The organism is Vibrio albus, from assembly GCF_003144035.1.
GTDB lineage: Bacteria > Pseudomonadota > Gammaproteobacteria > Enterobacterales > Vibrionaceae > Vibrio > Vibrio albus.
Map to the genome: position 1 here is coordinate 432,238 of NZ_QFWT01000003.1, position 24,998 is coordinate 457,235.

Annotated in this window: 24 protein-coding genes; 12 read left to right on the forward strand and 12 right to left on the reverse strand. The window is 43.2% G+C overall.

The genetic code is table 11. The features are described 5' to 3' along the window. Positions 1-138: 138 nt before the first annotated feature. On the reverse strand, positions 139-891 hold the full coding sequence (locus DI392_RS08100; protein ID WP_109319391.1) for a fumarate/nitrate reduction transcriptional regulator Fnr: 753 nt from the start codon (positions 889-891) through the stop codon (positions 139-141). 285 nt (positions 892-1,176) lie between these two features. On the opposite strand from DI392_RS08100, the gene DI392_RS08105 reads away from it, so the two are divergent. Continuing rightward, complete coding sequence (locus DI392_RS08105) at positions 1,177-2,391, forward strand: FIST signal transduction protein (protein WP_245883999.1); 1,215 nt, start codon at positions 1,177-1,179, stop codon at positions 2,389-2,391. Between the two features lie 7 nt (positions 2,392-2,398). Beyond that, a complete protein-coding gene (locus DI392_RS08110; RefSeq protein WP_109319393.1) occupies positions 2,399-4,483 on the forward strand; it encodes an ATP-binding protein in 2,085 nt (694 codons plus the stop codon). Positions 4,484-4,654: 171 nt separating this feature from the next. On the opposite strand, the gene DI392_RS08115 is transcribed toward DI392_RS08110, so the two are convergent. The 5 genes from DI392_RS08115 to DI392_RS08135 all read right to left on the reverse strand — a co-directional run bounded on the left by DI392_RS08115 (position 4,655) and on the right by DI392_RS08135 (position 10,541). After that, positions 4,655-4,897, reverse strand: coding sequence for an acyl carrier protein (locus tag DI392_RS08115; protein ID WP_109319394.1), 243 nt, complete (start codon positions 4,895-4,897; stop codon positions 4,655-4,657). Next, positions 4,894-6,147 carry a dihydrolipoamide acetyltransferase family protein gene (locus DI392_RS08120; protein ID WP_109319395.1) on the reverse strand — a complete coding sequence of 418 codons (1,254 nt, stop codon included), beginning with the start codon at positions 6,145-6,147 and terminating at the stop codon, positions 4,894-4,896. Before DI392_RS08120 ends, DI392_RS08115 begins: the two co-directional genes overlap by 4 nt. Before the next feature lie 4 nt (positions 6,148-6,151). Then, positions 6,152-8,167 carry a pyruvate dehydrogenase (acetyl-transferring) E1 component subunit alpha gene (gene pdhA, locus DI392_RS08125; protein WP_109319396.1) on the reverse strand — a complete coding sequence of 672 codons (2,016 nt, stop codon included), beginning with the start codon at positions 8,165-8,167 and terminating at the stop codon, positions 6,152-6,154. Beyond that, a complete protein-coding gene (gene acsA / locus DI392_RS08130; protein WP_109319397.1) occupies positions 8,164-9,900 on the reverse strand; it encodes an acetate--CoA ligase in 1,737 nt (578 codons plus the stop codon). The genes pdhA and acsA overlap by 4 nt, the downstream gene beginning before the upstream one ends. A 272-nt stretch (positions 9,901-10,172) precedes the next feature. Beyond that, positions 10,173-10,541 carry a DUF3693 domain-containing protein gene (locus DI392_RS08135; protein WP_109319398.1) on the reverse strand — a complete coding sequence of 123 codons (369 nt, stop codon included), beginning with the start codon at positions 10,539-10,541 and terminating at the stop codon, positions 10,173-10,175. A gap of 224 nt (positions 10,542-10,765) precedes the next feature. Here DI392_RS08135 and DI392_RS08140 point away from each other — a divergent pair, with 224 nt between their 5' ends. From DI392_RS08140 to DI392_RS08180, 8 genes are all read left to right on the forward strand, one after another. Further along, entirely contained in the window at positions 10,766-10,969 is a 204-nt protein-coding gene (locus tag DI392_RS08140) for a hypothetical protein (RefSeq protein WP_109319399.1), read from the forward strand. Continuing rightward, on the forward strand, positions 10,966-12,273 hold the full coding sequence (locus DI392_RS08145) for a replication initiation factor domain-containing protein (protein ID WP_109319400.1): 1,308 nt from the start codon (positions 10,966-10,968) through the stop codon (positions 12,271-12,273). Before DI392_RS08140 ends, DI392_RS08145 begins: the two co-directional genes overlap by 4 nt. Positions 12,274-12,275: 2 nt before the next feature. Continuing rightward, the gene (locus DI392_RS08150; RefSeq protein WP_109319401.1) at positions 12,276-12,623 is read left to right on the forward strand and encodes a DUF1293 family protein; all 348 of its coding nucleotides are present in this window, start codon (positions 12,276-12,278) and stop codon (positions 12,621-12,623) included. A 207-nt stretch (positions 12,624-12,830) separates the two neighbouring features. Continuing rightward, the gene (locus DI392_RS08155) at positions 12,831-13,025 is read left to right on the forward strand and encodes a major capsid protein (protein ID WP_109319402.1); all 195 of its coding nucleotides are present in this window, start codon (positions 12,831-12,833) and stop codon (positions 13,023-13,025) included. A gap of 145 nt (positions 13,026-13,170) precedes the next feature. After that, positions 13,171-14,748, forward strand: a complete 1,578-nt coding sequence (locus tag DI392_RS19585) for a virulence factor TspB C-terminal domain-related protein (protein ID WP_181388388.1) — start codon at positions 13,171-13,173, stop codon at positions 14,746-14,748. 1 nt (position 14,749) lies between these two features. Further along, a complete protein-coding gene (locus DI392_RS08170) occupies positions 14,750-15,070 on the forward strand; it encodes a DUF2523 family protein (RefSeq protein WP_109319405.1) in 321 nt (106 codons plus the stop codon). Between the two features lie 9 nt (positions 15,071-15,079). Beyond that, positions 15,080-16,363, forward strand: coding sequence for a zonular occludens toxin domain-containing protein (locus DI392_RS08175; protein ID WP_109319406.1), 1,284 nt, complete (start codon positions 15,080-15,082; stop codon positions 16,361-16,363). Beyond that, a complete protein-coding gene (locus DI392_RS08180) occupies positions 16,363-17,550 on the forward strand; it encodes a hypothetical protein (RefSeq protein ID WP_109319407.1) in 1,188 nt (395 codons plus the stop codon). Before DI392_RS08175 ends, DI392_RS08180 begins: the two co-directional genes overlap by 1 nt. 75 nt (positions 17,551-17,625) lie before the next feature. On the opposite strand, the gene DI392_RS08185 is transcribed toward DI392_RS08180, so the two are convergent. The 6 genes from DI392_RS08185 to matP form a co-directional block, all read right to left on the reverse strand. Then, on the reverse strand, positions 17,626-19,275 hold the full coding sequence (locus tag DI392_RS08185; protein ID WP_109319408.1) for a P-loop ATPase, Sll1717 family: 1,650 nt from the start codon (positions 19,273-19,275) through the stop codon (positions 17,626-17,628). A 483-nt stretch (positions 19,276-19,758) separates the two neighbouring features. After that, positions 19,759-20,280, reverse strand: a complete 522-nt coding sequence (locus tag DI392_RS08190; RefSeq protein WP_109319409.1) for a DUF2726 domain-containing protein — start codon at positions 20,278-20,280, stop codon at positions 19,759-19,761. A 163-nt stretch (positions 20,281-20,443) separates the two neighbouring features. Then, on the reverse strand, positions 20,444-20,827 hold the full coding sequence (locus DI392_RS08195) for a regulator (protein ID WP_109319410.1): 384 nt from the start codon (positions 20,825-20,827) through the stop codon (positions 20,444-20,446). A gap of 547 nt (positions 20,828-21,374) precedes the next feature. Next, positions 21,375-21,605 (reverse strand): TolC family protein, encoded by a 231-nt coding sequence (locus DI392_RS08205; RefSeq protein WP_109319412.1) that lies wholly within the window; start codon positions 21,603-21,605, stop codon positions 21,375-21,377. Between the two features lie 66 nt (positions 21,606-21,671). Beyond that, positions 21,672-21,980, reverse strand: a complete 309-nt coding sequence (locus DI392_RS08210; RefSeq protein WP_109319413.1) for a DUF3634 family protein — start codon at positions 21,978-21,980, stop codon at positions 21,672-21,674. Between the two features lie 13 nt (positions 21,981-21,993). After that, on the reverse strand, positions 21,994-22,443 hold the full coding sequence (gene matP, locus DI392_RS08215) for a macrodomain Ter protein MatP (RefSeq protein ID WP_109319414.1): 450 nt from the start codon (positions 22,441-22,443) through the stop codon (positions 21,994-21,996). Positions 22,444-22,602: 159 nt separating this feature from the next. Between matP and DI392_RS08220 the strand changes: the two genes are divergently transcribed. Further along, the gene (locus tag DI392_RS08220; protein ID WP_109319415.1) at positions 22,603-24,258 is read left to right on the forward strand and encodes a S16 family serine protease; all 1,656 of its coding nucleotides are present in this window, start codon (positions 22,603-22,605) and stop codon (positions 24,256-24,258) included. 65 nt (positions 24,259-24,323) lie between these two features. Then, entirely contained in the window at positions 24,324-24,842 is a 519-nt protein-coding gene (gene fabA / locus DI392_RS08225) for a bifunctional 3-hydroxydecanoyl-ACP dehydratase/trans-2-decenoyl-ACP isomerase (RefSeq protein ID WP_109319416.1), read from the forward strand. Positions 24,843-24,998: the final 156 nt, after the last annotated feature.

A 24,998-nucleotide genomic window follows, 5' to 3' on the forward strand; every position in this document is an offset into this window, starting at 1 on the left:
GCTAACTCTCTCTGTTTAAATGTAGTGTATTCAGTGCAAATGTTTTAGTAAAAGGTAACTTATTCAGACAGAAATATGAAGTGGCTCATTAAAGAGCCACTTTTTGCAACAAGGAAGGTCAAAGTAAAAAGGACAAGGTTATTTTGGTACTGATATCCCGGCCAGTTGTTTTAAGGCCTGATGATCTAAGATAGTAATATACTTACCTTTTACGCTCAGAATATCTGATTTTTGAAAGCGTCCAAGTAACCGGCTAATCGTTTCAACCGTTAACCCAAGATAGTTCCCTATATCACCACGTGTCATCGTTAAGCGGAATTCTCTTGGGCTGAATCCTCGTTGAGAAAAGCGGGTGGAAAGGTTATATAAAAAGGCCGCAAGTCTTTCTTCCGCATTCTTTTTAGACAACAGTAAAATCATATCCTGATCGCCTTTGATTTCACTGCTCATCAGGCGCATTATCTGTTGTCGAAGTTTTGGCATTTTTCCTGACAAGTCATCAAGAATCTCATACGGAATTTCACATACCATAGAGGTTTCTAATGCCTGTGCGAATGATGGATGTAGGTTAGTATTGATAGCATCAAATCCAACCAGGTCACCAGCCAGATGAAAAGCCGTTATCTGTTCGTCGCCTTGCTCTGTGATCGTATAGCTTTTGATAGTACCGGACCGAATGGCATAAAGTGATTTTAGCTCATCACCTGCTTTAAAAAGCTCTTGTCCTTTTTGGATTGGCTTTTTTCTCTCGATGATCTGGTCAAGCTGATCCAGTTCCGTTTCACTGAGAGTGAAAGGAATACAGAGCTGTGAAATACTACAATCCTGGCAATGGATAGCACACCCACCAGACTGAATTCGTTTAGTTACTGCGTTTTTATCAGAAATCATAACTTCCAAGTTGCTAATTTGACATACATCAATATTTTAACATTGAAAAAAGTCAAAGGATAGTTAAAAAAATCCACTATAAACAGAAAGATAGCTATAGATTTAATTAAAGTGACATAAAGTCAGGGTTGTGTTTTCTATTCGATACACCATCAAGGTGTAGTATTGCATATGGTCATTCTTTTGTAAGGTAGCGCATATTGTGAGATGACAAAGGTTTACGCCTGATGCGATTGTAGGCTATAACTCTGGTATCACTCATTGAAAGATATCTGTTTGAAAAATATGCAGTTGGCTTCAGCCTTTTCCAATCACACTGATATTATCAGTGCGGTCAGTTCGTTATCGGCACAACTGGCCGGAAAGGTTGAACCATCATTCATGGTTTGCTATTACACTGAAAATTATGATGCAACATCTCTTGCAGATGAACTTAAAAACGCATTTCCGGGCATCCCTTTCCACGGGTGCAGTTCATGTCAGGGAGTCATGACCGATAAGGGGTACCATATCGCTCCTGCAGTTGCTCTTCTCGCTATTGATGATCTCGAATCTTCTGCTTACGGTGCTTATTATCAAACGTTTTCCAATAATTCCCCGACCGCTGAAAGCGTTACTCAGTGTACGGTTAAGGCTGTAGAAGGTGCCATCGATAGCGCAAACAGAAAAGGCGAATTACCCAGCCTTTTGCTTCTGCACGCTTCTATTGGAAATGAAGAGCTTATTATTGATGCGATTAAAAACAAGTTTGGCTTTCACATACCTTTAATCGGAGGAAGTGCGGCGGATAATGGAAACTTCCAGCATAGTTCATTTTTGACGGATAAAGGTGCAGCGTCTGAAGGCGTCTCCGTATCGGTCTTTTATCCCTCTACCTCTATTTCTACTTATTTTAGTACAGGCTACTTACCTACAGAAATTTATGGTGTCGCAACGAAAGTTAAAGGAAGAACGTTGTATACCATCGATAATCAGCCGGCCCTGGAAGTGTATAAAGAATGGATTTATGAGCATTCTGGTAAACGCGAGGTGGGTCATTACCTGTTTAACCAAACGATGGCATACCCATTAGGCCGTATTGTAGGGACTTTATATGAGAAACCTTTCTACAAATTATCTCACCTTTTAAGATCAACAGAAGATGGTGGCGTTGAAGTGTTTTCCAATATTAAAGAGGGTGAAAGATTATATCTGATGCAGGGGTCTTCTGAGCTTTTGGTTAGTAGAGCCAGCCGGGTTGTTGAAGCAGCCAAAAATGAGAATATTTTTAGTTTTCCTCTAAATGGAGGAATCAATATATTTTGTGCGGGCTCTATGGTACTAGTTAAAGACAGAATGGATGAAGTATGTGATCTTCTTCGATATTCATACAGAGAAAGCCCCTTTATCTGTCCCTTTACATTTGGCGAGCAAGGGCGTTTTCTTAATGAAGAAAATGTACATGGCAACCTTATGGCCTCTACAGCTTTGTTTTATGCCAATACGATAGAAAACAGGTAAGCATCTGATGGATATTCTCGAACAGGAATCATTACAGGAAGCCTTACAAGAGCTTCGTAGAAGCAAAGATAGACAACGTATTCTTTCCGAAGAAAATGAAGCGATTTTGACTACTATCTCAGCGATTAGCAGCGCTGAAAACAGACAAAATATATTTAATGAGCTTCTGAGTGTTCTGAGAAAATATATTCAGTTTGATGATGCCTTGGTCTTAATGAAAGCTGACAACAGCTCCTCTTTTTCTACTTTCTTAAGTACTGATAAAAATTATGACGAAATGCTTTGGCGAGAGGAAAGTAAGTTTGTCCGGGCTCTAAAAGGGGAATGTATACTTTTATATGAGCCTAAAGAGTTACGAGCTTTTGAGAGCCTCCCTGTAACTATCCGTAATCAGCTTGAAAGTGCGCTTGTTACGGGAATAAGTACAAAAATCAGCCAGTCTGTGATTATTCTTATAGGTAAAGAAAAGGGAAAAATTACCATAAAATCTAAGAATACATTACAGCGTTTCAGGCCTCTTATTGAAAGGGCTGTGATTGATATTGATCATAAAGAAAGGCTTCAGTCATTAGTGTCTGCCAGAACGACTGAGGTATTAGAAAATAAACAGCGTTTTCACGACTTCGCCAATAGTGTGGGTGATTGGCTGTGGGAGACAGATGAATCTTGTAATTTTACCTACCAAAGTAACGACAATATATCTTTTATAGAAATCAAAAATAACAATCTAAAAGATTCCATTTTATCCTGTAATTGTGGCTGTGATATGCGTGGAACTGTCAATGAAGTCATTACCGCAATAGAAAGCCGAGAGCCTTTCAGAGAAAAAGAGATTTGTCTTAATGATGGTAACTCTTGGATAAGTATCAGTGGCAGGACTTATTATTCAGATTGCGGGAATTTTCTAGGTTATCGGGGCTCTGCTAAAGATATCACTGCGAAAATCAGACAAGTCAGTGAGTTAAAAAAAGCCAAAAAAGAAGCACTTGAAGCCAGTAAAGCAAAATCTGAATTTCTTGCGATGATGAGCCATGAAATACGTACTCCGCTTAATACGGTTCTAGGGTTGCTTGATGTATTATTGAACTCTGTGATGATGAAAGAGCAGCGGAATATTTTGCAAAAAATGGAGCAGTCTGCAGAACTTCTGTTGGCTATTATTAGTGATATACTGGACCTTTCCCGAATAGAATCCGGTCATTTTTCATTAGATAATCAGAGTTGTCAGCTTAAAGAAGTTATTTCTAATAGTATTCAGCACCATTCCTCTCATGCAGAAAGAAAGAAAATTAATCTAACAACAACATTTTCCAGTGATTTGCCTGATATTATATGGATTGATCCTACTCGATTATCTCAAATTCTGTTTAACCTGGTTGGGAATGCTATTAAATTTACCCCAGAAGGAAAGGTGAGTATTCGTATTTATCAAAAGGGTATGAAAGATCTTATTATTGAAGTACAGGATACGGGAATCGGTATTCCGTCAAATACAATTAATTTACTTTTTCAACCATTTAAGCAAGCCGATGGAACCATTACTCGTCAGTTTGGAGGGACGGGGTTAGGATTAGCCATTACTAAAAAGCTTTTGGAGCTAATGAAAGGGTCTATAGAGGTAAATAGTATTGAAGGGGATGGGAGTTGCTTTATTGTTTCCATACCAATGGTTTTACCTAGTCAAAATATTGAGTTTGATATAAACAAAGAGGTAGATGAAAAACAAAATTCAAGAAAGATCCTATTAGCCGAAGATAATAAAACCAACCAAATGGTGATAAAGCTTATGCTAAATAAGCTCGGCCACGAGGTTTTTTTAGCTGATAATGGCCAAGAGGCTGTTGAGCTTTTAAAAGAGAAAGACCATAACATTGACCTTGTTTTTATGGATATATCTATGCCTGTCTTAGACGGATTATCTGCAGCAAGGAAGATTCGGGAAAGTGGTACCACAACCCCGATTGTTGCTTTGACTGCTCATGCTATGGATACTGATAAGATGGAGTGTTTTCAAGCTGGGATGAGTGCTTTTATTACTAAGCCAGTTAGAGCGAAGGAACTTAAGGATATAATCAACGCTCAAAATATCTAATTAATGGTAGAGATATGTGGAAATAAAAGACATCTGATGCACTATAACTAAACAACTATCACACCATAAAAAACCTATCAACTTAACCAATAACCATATCTCACAACTTTACCACAGCTTAACAAAAAAAATACGCGCATTTTGGCAACCAAAAAAAGATGAATACACACCCTAGAAGCGTTCTTGTAAATAGTTCAGCAGTTGGTTATAACTGCGCACCTTGGGGTAATCGTTTTCCGGGATACTGACCCCGGTGGTTTTTTTAAGCGAAGCGAGCAGGTTTAAAAAATCCATTGAATCGAGATCGCACTCCTCCCGCAGATCTTCATTCTGGTCGATTTCGTCCATTTCAATTTCGGGGGCGATGTGTTTGAGCGCATCAGCGATAATGGTCGGGATATCATTACTGTTCATAAAGCCTCCGGATGTTGGAGTTGTTTAGCAAGGGCGTGCAGAAAGCGTGCTCCGGTAATACCATCAGTAACACGATGATCGGCGGCGAGCGTTACCGTCATTACCTCACCGACTTCAAGGTTATCGCCGTTAACAACCGGTGCCTGACGAAGACGTCCTAAACCAATAATCGCAACCTGAGGAGGATAAATCACCCCGGTAATACTGTCGGCACCCCGTTCACCAATGCTGGTTACGGTAATCGTGCTTTCGCTGATCTCGGAGCTGCGCAGCCGTCCACGCCGACTCCGTTCAGCCAGATCTCTCAGTGCATCCATGATTTGATCTATCGTTAGCTGGTCGGCATTGAGGATGGCCGGGATGACAAGCCCGCCTCCGCGCAGACTGATGGTATTGCCGATATTAACCTTTGAGGACGGGGTAAAATACCCGTCAGTATAAAAACCGTTCAGATCGGGAAAGCGGATGAGCTGACTGGCGATGGCGGCAAGGATCAGGGCAGGGAGCAGTAACCGTTGTTCTGGCTCGCGCTGTCGGTTTTGCTCTTCAAGCCACTGTTGCGCTTTGGTCAGGTTGATATCTAAGGCCAGATAATAGTGGGGAGTTTCCCGTTTAGAGCGACTCATGGCATCACTGATGGCCTGGCGCATCGGTGACATTTCCGGCCTAGAGGAGCTGGCTTCACCTACGGGCTCTTTGCGGCGTGAACTGGCCTCTGTTTCCAAATCGCGTAATACAACGGCTCCCTGCGGTCCGCTACCGATAATGGTGGAGAGATCGATACCCAATAAGTGAGCAGCTTTGCGAGCCGTGGGCGAAGCTAACTGTCGCTCTGTTTTCGCCTCCTCTTTACCAGGTATTGCTGCCGCCTGAGTCAACGGCTCACGAGAGGTTTGTGGTGGTATGTAAGGAGGAAGCGCCGCATCAGCGGTGCTTTTCTGGATCAGCGTGACGGATCCCGTTTGATCCAGTGTTGCGCTGACAGGACTGTCCGTTTCCATACGCGCCATAACGCTACCGACTGAAAGTTTTATTCCGGGCTCAACCAGTAACTCCGAAATGGTGCCCTGGTGGTAGGATTCCATATCTATCGCGCCTTTGTTGGTCTCTATTACCGCAATTATTGCGCCTTTTTCCACACTGTCACCCGGCTTGACCTGCCATTCAATCAGAGTACCGTCACGCATATCCGCACCGAGTGACGGCATAGTGATATCAATAAGGGCAGGCGTATGCTCATTGTTATCCATCTGCTTAATCTCCGCCCTTGGTTTGCCAGTCGGGAGCCATTAGCGTGGCCTTCGCGGCGTGCACAATTTTGTCACTCTGAGGGATCGCTGCCTGCTCGAGGTGCTGAGGATAAGGAATGGGCACTTCCTCGGTGCAGACCCTTGCCACCGGTGCATCCAGTTGCCAGAAGGCCTGCTCCATAATTATGGCACTTATTTCACCGGCGAGGCTACCGGTATACCAGCCTTCATCGATGATCACGGCATGGTGGGTCTTACTGATGCTGGATACGATGGTTTCGGTATCGAGTGGCCGGAGTGAACGAAGGTCGATGACCTCAGCATCCATGCCATCCACTTCAAGTTGCCTGGCAGCCTGCAATGTTTTATTCAGGTTGCCTCCATAGGTTATCAAGGTGATATCCTTACCGGCGCGGCGAACCAACGCTTTGTCCATTGGTGCATCAGGTAAATCACTGACTTCCCCATCTTCATTTAGGAGCATGACATGTTCAAAAATCAATACGGGGTCAGGGTCAACCAACGCCTGACTGAGCATATAGCGTGCATCGTTATGGGTCCCAGGGCTGAGGACTTTCAGCCCGGGCACATAGGCATATAAGTTTTCCCAGCTGTGTGAGTGCTGGGCCGCAAGTTGTTTGCCAGCACCACATGCCATTCGAATAACCACTGGAACGTTGAATTGCCCACCGGACATATGCAGTAAGGTGGCCGCAGTATTAACGATTTGATCCATGGCAAGCAGACTAAAATTGACCGTCATCACCTCTATAATCGGCCGCATTCCCCCAAGTGCTGAGCCAATACCAACGCCAACAAATCCAGACTCGCAAAGTGGTGTATCAATGATACGTTCTGTACCATATTGCTCAAGCAGGCCCTTACTGACGGCATAGCAGCCACCATAGCGTCCGACGTCTTCCCCCATAAGGAAGGTACGAGAATCGTTTTCCAGCGCGTCCCGGATCCCTTCACGCAAAGCCTCTCGGTAAGTCATTGTGGCCGGTGTCTGGCTTGATGGCTGAGGAAGTGGAGGGGGCTCGGTGCCCGGGCTGTTCACAAACCTTGCCAGTTGCTCGACTGGCTCCCATTCACCGGTTTCGGCAAAGGCCATCGCGTCACTTATTTCCTGAGCAATTTTAGTTTCAATTGCTGACAATTCCTGATCCTGGAAATGATTATTTTTGCGTAACCATTGGATCAGCTGTTTGACCGGACCTTTTTCTTCCCATTGAGCAATTTCTTCTTTGTCCCGGTATAACTGAGTATCAAAACTTGAGTGGCCCCGGAAGCGGTAGGTCTGACATTCGATAAAGTAAGGGCGTTGTTGTTCGCGAACATAATCGACAGCAGTAGAGGCGGCGGCTTCAATATCGACAACATTCATCCCATCGACCTGAGCTGTTTCTATTCCGTAATATCGTGCTTTTTTGGCGATATTGGTTTCTGATTCGGACAGGGCGAGGGCCGTACCCATAGCATAGCGATTGTTTTCACAGATAAAGAGTACGGGAAGTTGCCAAAGTGCTGCTAAATTGAGGCTTTCATGAAATTCCCCTTCGGCAACCGCGCCTTCACCAAAAAAGCAGACCGCTATGGCATCGCGTTGCATCTTCTTGTTCGCCAAGGCGAGGCCTGTGGCTAACGGAAGCCCTCCACCAACAATGGCATTGCCACCGTAAAAACGGAGGTTTTTATCAAAGAGGTGCATCGAACCACCGCGACCATGGCTGCATCCGTTACTCCGACCATACATTTCGGCCAACACACTGCCCATGCTCATTCCCCGGGCCAGAGCGTGACCGTGTTCCCGGTAGGTTGCGACAATTTGATCTTCTTCATTCAGAGCAGACATCACTCCGACCGCAATAGCCTCCTCACCGATATAGAGATGCAGAAATCCCCGAATTTTTTCCTGCGCATAGAGCTCTGCGCATTTTTCTTCAAACCTACGTATTCGCAACATTCGCTCAAGCTGGTCGAGTAAATGCTCACGGTTGATATGGAGTCTGTGCTTCATTTTTCATCGCTCTCCAGGGTTGAAATGTCTCCTTCCGGAAGACCCAGTTCCCGCGCTTTGAGTAGGCGACGCATGATCTTGCCGCTGCGTGTTTTGGGCAGGTTCTGACGAAATACAATTTCTTTCGGTGCCACAGCCGCACCAAGCCGTTTCCGCGTCAAGCCGAGCAGAGCCTGTTGCAGTTCTTCATCGGCGAAAAAGTCAGGTTTAAGGGCAACAAACGCTTTGACTATCTGTCCGGCAACCGGATCCGGTACTCCGATGACGCCAGCTTCACTGACGGCAGGATGTTCCATCAGGACACTTTCTACTTCGAAAGGGCCGATTAAATGGCCGGAGGATTTGATCAGATCATCCTTACGGCCGACAAACCAGAAATAACCGTCTTCATCTTTCATCGCTAAATCACCGCTGAGATACCATTCTTCAGTAAAGCATGACTGGTATTTCTCCGGCTTATTCAGGTAGCCACGAAACATGGATGGCCAGCCGGGCTGAATGGCCAACTCGCCTACGGTCATTGGCTGTGTTTCGATTTGTGGCACCCCGTTGCTGTCCGGGTTGACGATTCCCGCTACAATTCCGGGCAGAGGTTTGCCCATAGAGCCCGGTTTGATCGGTAAGCTGGGGACATTGGCAATCAAGATGCCACCCGTTTCGGTTTGCCACCAGTTATCATGAAATGGCATGCCTAATACCCGTTCACTCCACTCAACGGCTTCCGGGTTGAGGGGTTCGCCCACGCTGGCCATAAAGCGCAGGTGTGAAAGATCAAACTGTTTAGGCAGTATGTCGCCGTTTTTCATCAGCATTCTGATCGCTGTTGGCGCGGTGTACCAGACCGTGACCATCTGATCCTGTAAGATCTGATACCAGCGCTCAGCATCAAACTCCGCTTCGTCGACGATCATGGTTACCCCAAGGCAAAGTGGCGCGATAATGCCATAGGTTGTGCCGGTGACCCAGCCGGGATCGGCGGTGCACCAGTAGATATCGTCGGGTTTCAGATCCAGCGCATAGTAGGCCGACCGTATGTGGTGTTTTACCGCTTCATGAACATGGATAACCCCTTTGGGTTTACCAGTGGTACCACTGGTAAAGTGCAATAATGCCATATCTTCAGCTTGGGTAAGTTCACAGGTTCGTTCAGGGGCAGAGTTTGCCATTAACGTGGTGTAATCGTAGCAACCAGGCTCGTCGTCCGGGTTGCCATCAATGAGTAGTACTGCTTTAAGGTGTGGTAGTTCTCGCCACCAGTTTTTGAGTTTTTTCCGGTATAAGCTGCGAGTGGTGATAATAAGGTTCGCACTGCCAATTTCCATCCGGGAACGGATCGGATCCGGGCCAAAGGCTGAGAACAGCGGGGTAAACACACAGCCGGCCTTAAGCGTACCTATTGCCGCAATGTACAGCTCCGGCCTACGGCCAGAGAGGCTGAACACCCGACTACCCCTAGAGAGGCCAAGCCGAGACAGTAAATCGGCAAAGCGGCTGGTCTGCTGACTGAGCTCCCGATAGCTGAAATCTGTAATCTGGTCATTCTTGCTGATCCAGCGCAAAGCCAGCTTATCTTGAATGGGGTGATTCAGATGACAGTCCAGCGCTTCGTAACCGATATTCACACCATCATCAGCAAGTCCATTGATCGAAGGAGGAGGAGATGTGTGTGCCTGTGGATCCGTTTTGAGGTTTGCGTTGTCTGCCAGTGTCTGATGAAAGAGTGTTTTGACCATAATTGACGTCCTACACAAAAGTGATGAATGTCCAGATAAGGGCGATATACCCGGGTAGCCTCAAAATGCCTGAGCATAGTCATGATGAAAGTATGGTCTATGGGCAGTTTTTTTCCATTGCTTAATTCAGATAGGTCTGTTTTATGTCACCGACACTTTTGGATAAGGGATCGAGCTCAGTTATTGCTCGCTGCTTTTAAATCTTTTAGTGGTTGAAGAGTTCCACAAATGTTGGCGAAAAAACACGAATAAACTTATAGTACTGTCGGTATTTAACATAATATACATAATACGTACTTAGATATGGGCGTACTGTATAATAGTGACCCGGTCACTAATGCTGTATAACTCATTGAAAAACCTTTAATTCCTGACTTCTCTAACTGTTCAAGGAGCTTCTTCCAAGCTTGTTGTCCTTCGAACGTCTTTGACCGGCTGGCCGCCATGACCACCATTGCTAAAGTTGTATCAACGCCGGATTCTTTAGCCAGAAAAAGCACTTCATTTTCAGTAAGATGGCGAGTTCCGGTTCTAACACCTGATATCTTTTGGGTGCTTATCCCTAAATCATGTGCAATTTGCTTATCTTGCACATAGTTTTTCTTCTTTAAGTACTCATTTAGCAGATAGTTTTCATACATTTTTGAAATTCCTGTATGGCGTTCCTTTGGTCAATTTTAGCGTATAGCACCACGTTTACGTGGGTTTACAAACCACACTTTTGTGGTTTTTACTATACACAGATTTGTGGTGTTTCTTGGTGTTGCATATGATTTATTGGTGTTTTTTTGAACTACACCATAACAACAAGATACCTGCGCATTTTTACAATTGCGAGTGATATCAACTATTTTGGGGCGAAAACATGAACCAGACAGTCAAAGTTTTCTATGACGTGATGCCAGATAACACCGTGTCGGTGCTGGTTCAGGGTTCTTGTGATTGGGATCTCCTTATGTCTTACCGTTCGCTGGTTCAGTGGTGTGAAATGGAATTAGGTTCTTTTGAGCTTATCGACATTACGGATACCACTTACCAGCAACGCCGCATTATGGGGGTTTTCGCATGATTAACCGCCTGTGTATGGAGTGCGGCTCCGAGTATCAATCTGCATTAACCTGTTGCTGTCCTGAATGCGGTGCGGGCGTTATCTGGCAACAGTGCACGACCTCCTACTCGCCATTAAAAAAACGTGCGAAAACTGACCATAAGCCAGCAGGAAAGTACGTCTACCGTCCGAAAAAAGCCGGTCTCTCTCCTGAGTTCGTACCGCATTCAGAACAGCAATACCGTACCGTTGAAGACTATGAAGAGTCTCCGGTTACCATTGATTACCTATGCTTTACCGTGAAGCTGAAAGACTTCCGCCATTGCCGCAGAGAGTCCCCTTATTCTGGTATTCATTTCCCGACTGAGCCTCAGTTTGACTCACATCAGGCTAAAACTACGGAAGAAATCGACGCCTATAACCGGTATTTCCGGTCAGTCTATGAAGATTACATTCAGGAGACAGTACGCCGCTTTATCACGCATGTTCTGGGCTTTAATTATTCGGCTCCCCGTGACCGGGGTTTCCAGTTCTATGAAAATTCATTCGCGTTAACGTCTGGTGATGGTGATGACTTCTGCGGTCAGGTTGGGATTGGCGGTAACAATGACACGATTCACTTTCAGATTAACGGGCATGGTTGCAAACACCTGTTTATGTCCCGTTCCTGTCGCTACGTGCACCACTGGCTGAATACGGTTCTGGGCGTAAAGTTCTTAGCCCGGATAGATTTGGCTTTTGATGATCATGACGATGTACATACCTGTAAAGCCGCTGAACTGGCTGCCCGTGATGATGGATTCCGTTCTGCCGTTCGTGGTCGCTCTCCTAAGATTGGTCTGGCTCATGAGTACGTCTATGACCAGAAAACCCAAGAAAAAATCTATGTACGTGAGCAGGTTAATGTCGGTTCGCGTCAATCCAACATCTACTGGCGTGTGTACAACAAGAAGCTTGAACAGAATATCGAGGCGGAAAACTTCTCTTGGTATCGCTCTGAGGTAGAGCTGAAACGGTGGGATGTAGATGCCCTGCTGAATCCGGTCGGTACGTTCAAGGGGCTGTGTCCTTATGCCTCGTCTTTGATTTCCGATGAAATCGCACCAGTTACAGCGTCACGTAAAGGTAAAAAACGGGTTGCTCTGGATTTGCTGAGTTCGGCCTACTGGATGAAACGCCAGTACGGAAAAACCCTGAATGCGCTCGTTGAATATTACAAGGGCGACTTAGAGAAAGTCGTGTCCTCTTTGGTTCGGGACGGTACTCGTTTCACGTTCCCCGATACTCATAACCGTTTAATGCATGAAATATTAATGGAGAGTTGATTATGTCTAAAGCTGTATTTGTTCTGGGTATGGATATTATTTCTAGCCCTGCGTTTGGTGAATCTGCGCAATTAAATGTGTCTCGTCCAATGCGGGAAATTAATACTGAAAATTATAAACGCCGCACTATTGGCGAATCTGGCGATGTAAACCCTAAATGGGATCAAGTCATTAAAGTCGATTTGGATTACGCCTTAGCTCTGGAAAAAAACGGTGCTTTGGTTCCCCGCCGTGAATATGAATTAAAGCTGGAAATAAATCCGTTAGACCCGTTATCCGGTGCCATTGTGACCGAATTAGTTCCGGTGGATGATGAAATTAAAAAGCACTTTCAGGCGTCCATGGAATAACGGGTTATTACTATGTATTTATTAGCTTGTGAAACACCCATTATTAATAATAGCTGTTCTACAGGCTTTAAATCGGTGGCTTTAAATGAAGTCACTCCTCAGATGATGACACTCGCACAATTTTATGAAGTAGCTCCTTATACCCTGCTCTTCCTTTGTGCGTGTGGCGTCTATCGTTACCTCCGTAAACTCTAAAAGGAAAATTGTATGAAAAAGTATCTTGTAATGGCTTTGGCTCTGGGTTCTAGCTCTGCATTCGCTACAGGTGGTGCAGCTATTGATACCTCTGCGGCAACTGGCGCAATTTCTCAGGGCGTGACCGCTGCCGGTGTGATTGGTGGCGGCTTCCTTGCGTTCCATATCGGGATTGCTGTCTGGAAGAAAATCCGCGGCGCTGCGTAATCGCCACTGTGTCACTCTCAAGGGCGGTCTTATTGGCTGCCCTTTTTTGATCAAGGGGTATTTATTATGGCGTTGACAATAGAAACATACACCATATTAGTTTTGATGGTTGGCTTTATTATTTTAGTGTCGTGAGGAAATATAAATGAAGCGTATTTGTCCTTTTTTAATACTTCTGTTTTTTCCTTGTTTTTCGTTTGCAGAGAGTTATCAGTTTGTTTTTGATAAAGCAATGAATGACATGAATAGTTTTTCAAATTGTCGAGGAGATAGATTTTGTAAAATAGAGGTTAAGCCTGATTATTATGGTAAAGGTGTCGGTGAAGTTCGCATACTTTCTTATTATAAACATGATGGTAGTCGTTTCGGCTCAATATGGTCTAAGCGTTTTGATGGTGATGTTCCGGTTCAATGTGAAGAATATAAAGAATATAATCAGTGTCAGTGTTCTGAGGGACAGATAAATGCTTTAGATGGTTCGTGTACAACAAAACCACCTCCCCCCAAAGATTGCCCCTCTTTAAAAGCCAAAGATGCCCCTGAACCTTCCAAGTTTCCTCCTCGTGGAAAAAATGAAAGTTTAGCTTATGACTTTCTTTATTGTACTTCTGGGTGTGAAGCGTATTCGGAGTATTCAGTTAAGCATTATAAAGATGGTAGTACTGGGTTTGGTCGGGATTTTTATTATACAGGTGAGGAATGCGCTGGCGGTGCTGAACATTATAGTAGTGAATGTCCTATTTACGGCGGGTGTGACGGTTCCTCCAATGATGAGCCGAATTCCGGTAGCAGTTCGGGTACTTCCAGTTCCGGAGGTTCCAATACAGGAACAGGGTCTGGTTCATCCTCTGGTTCCGGCACATCTGGCGGTTCCGGTTCCTCAGGCTCCGGATCATCTTCTGGTTCTGGTTCCACATTAGACCCTAACGACAAAGACCAGCCTACCTCTTCAGACAAAGATAAAACAAGTGGTACCGGCGAACATGACGCCGCTATCCTGCAATCCAACCAGAATCAGGAAAGTCTGCTTAATCAGATTCAGGCTAAACAGGATAAACAGACCTCCCAAACTGCCGCTTTAGTCAGTGAAAATCAGAAACACACTCAGCTTATGAACCGGCTCCAAGCGAATCAAACCAAAACGACAGCAGCCATTATCCAGAGTATGAACAGCAATGACAAAAATCAAAAAGATTTGATACAGGGTCTGTCTGAAAGCAACAGTACTGGTAAGGAAATAAAAGGATCATTAGATGAAATTAAATGCCTACTTGATGAAAACTGTAATCCGGATGGCACTTCGGGTGGTCCCCCGACAGCTTCGGCCTCTTGTGGTGCTCCTTTTAGTTGTTCTGGTGATGCTATTCAGTGTGAGCAGTTAAGGCTCCAGTACGAAGAAAGCTGCATCGGGGATGAACTGACTCAGTTTGAACAATCTCTGAATCAAATTACTCAGGTGGATAACGTAGAGATGTTGGTTGATGAACAAACCATAGACCTGTCAGAAATCGATACCAGCTATCTGGGCTCTAACGGTGTGTCAGTTTCCGGCAGCTGCCCCGCTTCAAGAAGTCTCGGTTTTTCTATGGCTGGTTATTCCTTTTCTCATTCTCTGGATTGGTCACCGTTCTGTGATTTCTTAGAGGGGGTGCGTCCGTTTATTGTGGCTTTTGGATGGATCACCGGATTGTTGTTAATTGGTCGAACACAAGGAGGCGTTTAATATGCCTTTATTTATCGCGTTTCTTGGGGCAGTCATTGTCCCTTTAATCCCTGCTCTTGTTCGTGGCATTGTCTCCTATGCTGCGGTTGCTGTTGGTTTCTCTCTGGTTGCCTATACGGGCATTTCCGCCGGAATAGATATGATAGTCGGCTATGTTCAGGCTAATTTTGACGGTCTGGGGCGTGATGTATCTTATGTGGTGGCGTTGTCAGGGTTTGATAAAGCCATTAATGCGGTTATCACCTGTCTGGTGTTCAGTCTGACTCTGAAAGGGTTAATGTCTGCCACCGGTTATCGTCCTCGCTGGCGTACACCATCATAAGGGGGCTTTATGTTAGCCGGTTTTAGTGGTGGTATGGGTGCGGGAAAGACCCTGAACGCCATCAAATATGTGATTGAAAATGATGACTTTGCGGGTCGTGAAGTCTATTACCACGGCATACGGGTGAATCTGCTCGATTATGATGTGTGTAATAGCTTTCATGGCTTTATGTACGGGCATTATTTTTTAGAAAACAAAAGCAACAAGGCGCTTGAGAAGAAGCTTCTGACACTGGAAACAGAGGGACGGTTAGCTGAACTGGAAGACTTCCCTTATCTGGCCGGACAGTTCGCCAGTCATAATCCTATGCAGCAGTGGTTACACTGGTTTAAAAAGCTGGCTTCCAAGAAACGGATTGCACTCTATCATGAAGCCTTAGACGTACTGGAAATAGACGAAAGCGAGTTAACCGAAAGCCATATCAAAGAACTGAAACTCAGCTGGCGTTCCTTTGATAACCCGAAAAAGATACATGATCTTCCTGCCGGTGCGGTGATACTGGTTGATGAGGTACAGAACATCTGGCCGCCCCGTCCGACTTCTTCTAAACCATCAGAAGATATTAAGTATGTCGCCACACACCGGCACCGTGGCAATGATTTGGTGTATATCTCTCAGGATTTTAAGGATGTGGATCATTTCATTCGTCGCCGGTTACAGAACTACACTCATATAGAGTTTGTTGGTCGCGATTACATTAAAAAGTATAACGATAACAAGCTATTTGACCCTGCATCTAAAAACGATCTCCGGCGTGTGGGTGGTGACACTTCCAAGCGAGACAGCAAATATCACGGTGTTTATCTCAGCAGCGTTAAACATACGCACAACGTGAAATTTAATAAACGGCTGGTTAAGCTTCTGACGTTCTTTGCATTGTTGCTGTGTGTGATGGTGGTTTGTCTGTTCTATGCGTGGGATTTGTTTTTCCCGAAAGAGGCACAATTCAACCCTATAGTTGAACAGGTAGACACTACTGACCAAGACGGGGAAATGGGAACTCTGCCTGATAACCATCTGAGCCGGTTAATTCCCCGACATGACATTCTGCCGTTTTCAGCCCCTGTCTATGACGAACTGACCCAAGATGCTCAGGACTACCCAAAACTCTTTTGTATCGAAACACCGTCCAGCTGCAAGTGCTTCACCCAACAACACACCATTTATCCTATGTCAGATGATTACTGTGCCAGTGTTGCCCGTTATGGCTACTTTGACCCGTTTGATACGTCACTCACCGGTAAACGCCGCGCCAGTACCAGTAAAAAACTAAAATCCGGAGGGGTTTTCTAATGCGCCTTATTACTCTGCTTTTACTCACCATAAGTCTGCACACGTTTGCCCAGGTGAACGCGAACCTATCAGGCAAATCATTAGATCAGTTTTTCATTCTGGCCAGTGAAGCCTTTCAGAAAACCATCATTGTAGACCCGGCCATAGATGGCAAAGTCAAAGTCTTTCAGGTGGGCTATGCGGCTAATTTCCGTGATGTGTTCTTTTCAGTGATGCGCGCACACAATTTAGTTTATGTAGAAAGTGACACTGTAATTAGGGTGCAATCACGGAAAAAGCTACAGCCAAACAATAAGATAGTGACCCGTACCTATAAGCTCAATCACGTTTCGGCTTCTCAGATAGTGGAACCCCTGCAAAAATCCTTAGTGGTTCAGTCGTCCGTTCTCGATGTGCCGGACATTACCCATGTTGAGGGTATTATCGCGGATTCAGTCCTTATGGTAACGGCTCCCCAGTCGATGCAGACTAACATCAGAGAACTGGTGAACGTGATTGATACCCCGCTGAAACAAATCCGGATTAAAGCGGTTATCTATGAGTTTGTCTGGAATGGCAGTGAGGAGCAGACGGTAGACCTGCAAGCGGGATTTGATGCCCTAAGAACGGGTTTTCAGGGTAGTTTAACAGGGGTCACTTCTGCTGTTTCTAACTTCTCCAGTCAATCAGATCATTTTGACGCCTTTATCCGTTTTCTGGAAACCAACGACCAGACCAAAATCCTGAGTAAACCGGCTATCAGTGTGCTTCATGGCAGTACCGGCTTTATCTCTGTTGGTCAGGAGCTGCCCTTTATCACCGGACAATACACCACAGACACAGACGGGGTTGAACGTCCCTTTCAGACGATTGAACGTAAAGACGTTGGCCTGTCGCTTAAAGTGAAACCGTTTATTGGCGTAGATGGTAGTGTCAGACTGGATATAGACCAGATACTGAGCCGGGTTGATAAGAACATACAGGCCAGTGACATAGCGACCAGAAAACGCCGCATCACGACCACGGTTAATACAAAAATTGGTGGTAGTGTCATGCTGGCCGGCATGAGTTCCAATGAAAAACAAACCTTAGAAATGAAAGTCCCGCTGTTGGGTGATGTTCCCGTTCTTGGTTTGCTCTTCACCTCTGAATCAGAAAAGGAAGTGCGTAGAACTTTAAGTGTGGTTTTGCATATTACAGAGGTGTAAGGTAGATTATTCACTGAATAAAAGTCGCTATCCCGAAATTTTCAGGAAAAGCGTCTTTTCTACAAGCTAGATTAATCATACTCTCGCATCAATAGCTAAAGGTCTCCACAACACCTTGTGTATATATACGATTGACGTGTTCATTATTTTTTGTGGCGTTAAGTCCTGAGTTCTGTCATGAATCCACTTAACGCTAGAAGTACCATCAACCTTTATACCAATCACACCAATTTTATACAGCGTAAATAATAGATTTTGAATTAATTGATTTCTATATGTATCTGTCATAGGGTATTTAGAGTTGAGATAGCTAACGGCACTTTTTATAACAGAATCTTCATACTGATATTTAGATTCTGTTATTCTTAAAATCAAATCTTCTATTTCACTATCGACAATACTATTAACTTTAAATCTTGCAGTCTTTTTATTTAGTATATCAATATAATGATCAAGTGCTGGGTGCTCTACAAACCACTCGTATTTTAGAGACTCAATTCTTTTACTTGAGTATGATTTTTCCGCTAATTTCATGATTGTTGGGGTTATTTGTGTTTTTCCTTGAGATTCAATAAGGCATTCATTAACAAACATGATGGCATCTCTTGGTCTTAGCAATGTTCTATCAAGAATATAATCCGCAGATGTCGTTTTATCTATTTTATTAGGGAATATATCACCAAAGCTTACTTCACTTTTGGTATACTTGTGTTTTAATAAATGATTAACTCTTCTATCTAGGAGGGAAACCAACTGATCTTTATTCCAACCTAATTCTAAAAAAAGACTAGAGTACTTTTCGAGCTGAAATCCAGAATCTTTTGTATTTTCTAATACTCGGTGTAATAAATCCGTTCTTAGGGTGAAGATTATCTTTATATTCTCTATAGTTCGAAATTTCTTTACTGTTTCTATTAATGCCCTGATAAGTTTATATCTTAGCTGGTCATCGACCCAATTTTCATCTAGTCTATCAATTAATATATATGTTTTGTTCTGAGGGTCATCAAAGATATCTTCTGCTAATAGGTCAATTATTTTTGATAATTTCTTAATTTGGATGGAACTGACAACTTGTTTTCCATAATAAACTACTTCTGTTTTCTGTTCCTCAGATAAGTTTGATGAACTTCCAAATCCAAATTTGAAGTGTGGTACATTAGAGCCAACAGTGGTCTGTAAATTATCTTCTAATTTTTCTGTTATTTCTTTAACTCTTGATTCTGTATCAAGCCAAAATTTCCCACCCCATTCCTCTATATAATTTATTGCTTTTTGTTTCGAATTATTCCCTGATAGTTTATTTTTTATATTTACAAAAAAGTTTTCTTTGGCAACTTCAGATTCTATGTTGTACCGGTTTTTTATTAACTCGACAGCAAACACATGCTGCCATAATAAGTTATAGAAAACATCCAAATTTACACCGGATTCTTCAAAGAAACGCAAAACATTAGAGTTTGAAACATGACGTATTGCAAGTTCCTCTGGTTCTAACCTGATAACTTTCTGTTCTGTTTTTTCTAGTTGTTCTAAAAGTGCACTTTTACCTATACCTGTGCGACCAACAATAATCGCTTGCGGAGAAAGAGTATTTTGTAAGACATCATAATCGCCTATATCTTCGAAGCATTCCTCAAGATACAACGTGTCATGCTCTGCATCTGCTTCACCAATATTCATGTGTTTTTTAAACACAAAGTTTTTCAGCGGTTCTTTAGCCATTATTTATGAGTCCCAATGTTTCTGTATAAAATTGATAGCATTAAAAAATTACATTTTCTGTGATGGTGGTCGAAAACTGATGGCTCCTAATGTCATTTGTTTCATATTTGCCCAAATGTGCCTTGGCACATATAAGGCCGGAGAGATGATCAGCATTTTAGTGTAGGTCAATCCGGCCGATACCCGCGCCAGCGGCTACAGAATGCAGTAAACCGAAAATCCCCCTTCCTTCCTGCCAAGCTCGCCTCCCAGAGCATGAACGTATCAGAGGCGGGTCGCCCCAACTGGAACCCAGCAGAACTTAACGGAAAAATGTTATTAGATAAGATTCAAAGCCACATAGCGTGAAAACACTTAACCTCTCCTGTGCCGCACCACTGTACGGCGCGGGAGAGTTAAGTGTTGGGCTTTGAGAACCCCCGTCGTGTACTACGGGGGTAAATTCCCCCAAAACTCAACGGGTACAGAGAAAATCAGGGATTTTTATGAGGTTGCTTGAAGTTCCTGAACGCACTTTATTCCAGCTTGTTCTTCTAGAATTTTAGCTATTTCAGATTGTTCATAATATCTACGACTTTGTATGCGGATAAGAGGATGATGATCTTTGAGTGCGTTATTTACATACAGATCGCGTTTTTGACGGCTCTTTCTATTATGTGTGCTGTCATCAAGCTCAATCACAGCTAAGACTCTGGTCATCTTGTCTGTGATAACAAAGTCCATTCGTTTAGCCCAAGTTTTCGAATTATCCTTGAAGTTTTTTGGTGTTACCAATGCCATAAGTGATACCTGGCTGTGAATTATGTAATTTTCGTTAAGGATAGCTTGTAAAGCCTGATGCAGCTTTTGTTCATTCTGCGTAGCAAGGTATTCTTGTTTTACGTGTTTCACTGTTATGGCACTCTCCGAGGAATTACTCGGCTGTTTGGCCTTTTGAGGTTGATTTGTCAGTATTAATTTTAAAATGACATAGCCAGCTATAACGGTTATCAATAAATAAAGCATAAGTCTGGTGACTCCTTAGAATGTAACGTTTACGATTTATCCGCCTGATATGCTAACTTTCAAATACTGTTTGGTTGTACACATTACTTTGGGGTTGCGATTTACATCTATAGCAGTACCTCTTAAATGGGGAGCTGTTAACTTTTCTAAGATTTTCACCTCGCTAAACTATTCGATTTCGCACCATGATTTTTGCTAGATGTGTAGCTATTCGTAAAAACCTTTTTGTTCTGGGGCGCTCATTGGGGCCAGCATTGTTAAGTAATACCCAACCAGTAACAATCTGCTGAGGGCCGATAGTTTCATCATTTGGTAGTTTCAGTTTTTCCCCTACGATTTGAAAACCCTCCCAATCGGGTGAGTGGTGTATTTCTCTCCCTCTGGCCATCCGCATAAGTCGTTTGCATTCCGGTGGGATCTCTCTCCCTGCATCCCATTTTCTGACAGTGGTCGCACTTTTAAAACATAATTCTGCGGTTTGTTCGCGGGTTAATTGACATTCACAGACGCGGAAAATTCGGTTTTTAGTCCATTTAATAGAATTCATAAATTACAGCCTTATATTTACGAATTTCCATTATAATTACAATGGGTTACGGGATAGCGTGTTTTTGACATAACACTACATAATACGCACTAAGGTGTGGGAGCAAAGTTAAAATGTCCTCTTATGCTTAATGAATTACCATTAAATTTGAGGAACCTAACCGATGCTAATTCCTATGAGCGAACAAGAGATTAATCGATTCAAAGAGCTTCAAGATGTGCTCTTACAACCCGTCAAGTTCGGCGTTTACTGGAACAACTGGCTAAACATGACGCTTCGAGTTTGGGACATGGTGCTCGAGGTAAACCCAGTAACAGACGTTATCCTGATGAGTTTCGTCATCTTCAAGTGTCAGTTGAGACTTTGCGTCAATTGCACAAACTAGAAAGTTTTGCTGCCTCAAAGTGTCACCTTGTAGATGGTTAATTAACATTACACATTTTATGTGTTTAGTTTACAACCTGCGTGTTATAATTTTGCTAATAGTATTAGTTATAGTGCGTTAGGATAACGCTGAACAAACCTTTATCAATGTATTTATATGAAGCTACTTCAGGCATTTGATTGCAAAGTGTTCATGTTGAAGTTCTTCTAGTTCAGCGTAAGCCTGCAGGCGGTTTTCAAAAGCCTCATCAAACGCAATCTTATCAACTTCACCGAGTTGAAATTTTTCTCTGACTTGGTTGTATTTGGCATCAGCAAAGTTATATCTCTCCTGAGCTGTTTTTATCTGCTGTAAAGCGTTCTCTGTTAGCTTTTGGTAATCTATATCAGCCATGCCGTTATCCCTCTTTACATCGTTATATTAATGATGGGTGACACTTCGTAACTATGCAAACTTGGGTTAAGCTCTTTTCTTTCCGTTGCTTCTAAAGCCTTGGTGAGGAAATACATTGCGTATTCTTTGCTGTATTTTGTGAGGAATACTTTTCGAAAAAGTCATCTTCGCTCCAGATCGGGTCATATAGACCTTAACAGTACCTGAAAATGGTGTTTTTCGTGCAATTTCTTTACAGTTTTGCCCAAATGCATGAGGTACATTTCCCTTACTTTTATCTAGCAGACCATCTTTGAATACCAGTTTTAGTGCTGGGCGATCGAAGGCAACAAGCCATAATATTAAGACAGCCGCAGCAGCGATAACGTAAAGCATACAAACTCCTTATTTAGTCTGACAACAATTTACTTAAATCTTCCTTCAAACTACTAACCGTCTGACTGGCTTTCTCACTTCTTGATGCTTCGCTAAGCAAATACTCAATGGCATCGGATAAGGTACAATCCAGCTCTCCAGCCCTTTGAGAAAGTTTTTCCCACACGCGGTAATCGAGATCAATGGATTTTTTCTTAGTATGTTGTTGTTCCGCGTTAAAATGTCTTTTTCTTTTTGCTCTGATTGCTTGCTTGAGTTTGTTATCCAACTCAAAAGACATATGTTTTTCTATCCACTCAAGAACCTTGACCGGCTCATATTCAATGTCTCTTAGCTGTTGAATAGCGTGATCAGCTTCACTAGAGTCTATGTAGCGGGTAATAGCTTCACCATCTTTCCATTTTTTAACCAGATACTGCCACTTCCAACCACACTCAAGGTTTTCAAGCTGCTGATACTTCATAATAAATCCTCTGAATACATTTTTAGTGACAGCGTAACTCTAAGTTGATTATTGAGCAATCAATAACTGAAAAAAGTGTTAACTATTTCCAAACCAAGATTTCTTGCTAAACAGGTAAAGTGTATAATCCCCCCTCCTTCTCATACATATTAAATCCCGATGATTCAAGAAGACTGGCGCTCCGTCACACCTCAGACAGATTGTTACCTAAAACATTTCAAAGATTTCAATAATCTTAGCTCATTATCCTTTCTGGACATGCAACCACGGCTGCATTCTGCATTAATGCGCTTTGAACAATTGCAAAACTGGACCAAGGTGTTACTGATCAATTCTCCTGATAATGCCATTTATCGGAATGCGGTTATTGAGGCAATACAAAAGAACTCGTCAGCTGATGTGCCTCCCGTTGTTGTTAAGGCTGAAACTCTTGAGATTGACGCTATTTTAGGCCGCTATAAAGCCCATAATGGCAAGGTAGTTTCTGAGTCTAAAGGATTGCTTGAGCAGGCTGATGGAGGCTATCTGGTAGTTTCAGCCAATCTGATTATGGCCAACCCCTCCTCTTGGATGGTATTGAAGTCTGCACTTTTGGGTGAAGCTTTTTCACCTATTAGTGTTGATAGAAAACATATTGCTGCAGAAACCCCTTCACACTGCGTCAACGTTAAGCTGATTGTGATCGGAGATCGTGAGCAAATGAGTGAGTTAGACTATTTTGACTCCGATATTCAGTCCGGTTTTTGTGTCTTTACTGAAATCGAATTAGATATAAAGCTGAACAGCTCATCCATTAACAACTATCTTGGTTTTGTAAAAGGCTTGTGTGAGTACTTTCATTTGCCATTTTTGGATGAATCAGGCTTGCAAAGGTTAATTGCTGCAGGAGCTCGAGAGTGTGAAGATCAGCAATTCATGCCATTGTGCCTTCAATGGCATAACTGGTTGCTTTCTGAAGCAGCCTTAGAGTCAGGTGGTAATACTTTATCACGCCAACACCTTGATAAAGCGATAGACAGCAAATACTTCAGAGAATCTTATCTTCCGGAAAGAGCTATCGATGATATTCTTGACGGTCAGGTTATTATTGAAACCGAAGGTAAACAAGTTGGTCAGGTGAACGGCCTGACGGTTATTGATGTTCCTGGCCATCCTATTTCTTATGGTGAACCCGCCCGTATTTCCTGCGTCATACACTTCGGTGACGGAGATATTGCTGACGTTGAACGCAAGGCAGAACTTGGGGGTAATTTACACGCCAAAGGCATGATGATTATGCAGGCGTTTGTCAGCAGTGCCTTAGATTTGGATGAACCTTTACCCTACTCTGCTTCTGTTGTTTTTGAACAATCATATTGTGAGGTTGATGGAGATAGCGCTTCTTTGGCTGAATTGTGTTCGCTGGTCAGCGCATTATCTGAAGTCCCAATTAACCAGCAATTTGCCGTAACAGGTGCCGTTGACCAATTTGGACGGGTTCTTTCTGTTGGGGGGTTAAATGAAAAAATTGAAGGTTTCTATCGGGTTTGTCGGCATAAAGGCTTTACCGGTGAACAAGGCGTTATCCTGCCAAAGACTAATCTGAATCATCTTTCATTAAATAATGAAGTCATCGAAAGTATTCAAAAAGGAGAATTCCATATTTGGTCAGTCAAAAATGTTGATGAAGCTATTGCACTGATCACCGGAAAACAATTCCGCGGTGACGCCGAAGACACTATTATTAACAAAATATCTCAACGTATAGAGAATTTTGCCCGAACCGAGATGAATGAAGGACTTATTCAAAGAATTAAGAACCGATTTGCAAACTGATCGGACTTGATTAGCGTACAGGTGTTCACTAACATGCACCTACTAAATTCTGGAGTGATAAAAAAATGCAAAACAGACGTAGTTCTTATAACCGTGACGACCTACTAGCCTCAAGCCAAGGCGAACTATTTGGTGAAGGTTACCCTCAACTTCCTGCACCTAATATGCTAATGATGGACCGAGTAAGCCTGATGACAGAAGACGGTGGTGAATTCGGTAAAGGATACATTGAAGCTGAACTAGATATTACTCCTGACCTGTGGTTTTTTGATTGTCACTTCCCAGGTGACCCGGTAATGCCAGGATGCCTTGGACTAGATGCTATGTGGCAATTAGTGGGCTTTTTCCTTGGTTGGGTTGGCGGCAAAGGTAAAGGCCGTGCTCTTGGTGTAGGTGAAGTTAAATTCACTGGCCAGATTCTGCCAACAGCGAAAAAAGTAACTTATCAAATCAATATGAAACGTGTTATTAACCGTAAACTGGTTATGGGCATGGCTGATGGCCGCGTATTGGTTGATGGTAAAGAAATCTATGTAGCTAAAGATCTTAAAGTAGGCCTGTTCCAGGACACGTCAAGCTTCTAATCTGAATTGCAGATTTAAAGTAGTAGTATTTAAAAAAGGCAACTGTATGGTTGTCTTTTTAAGATACAAACCAATAAGTTATAGTGCATTAGGGGGGGTAATAATAAGACCCCTTTCGGGGCCTGCTCCTTAATTCAACTTGTATGTACATGAGAG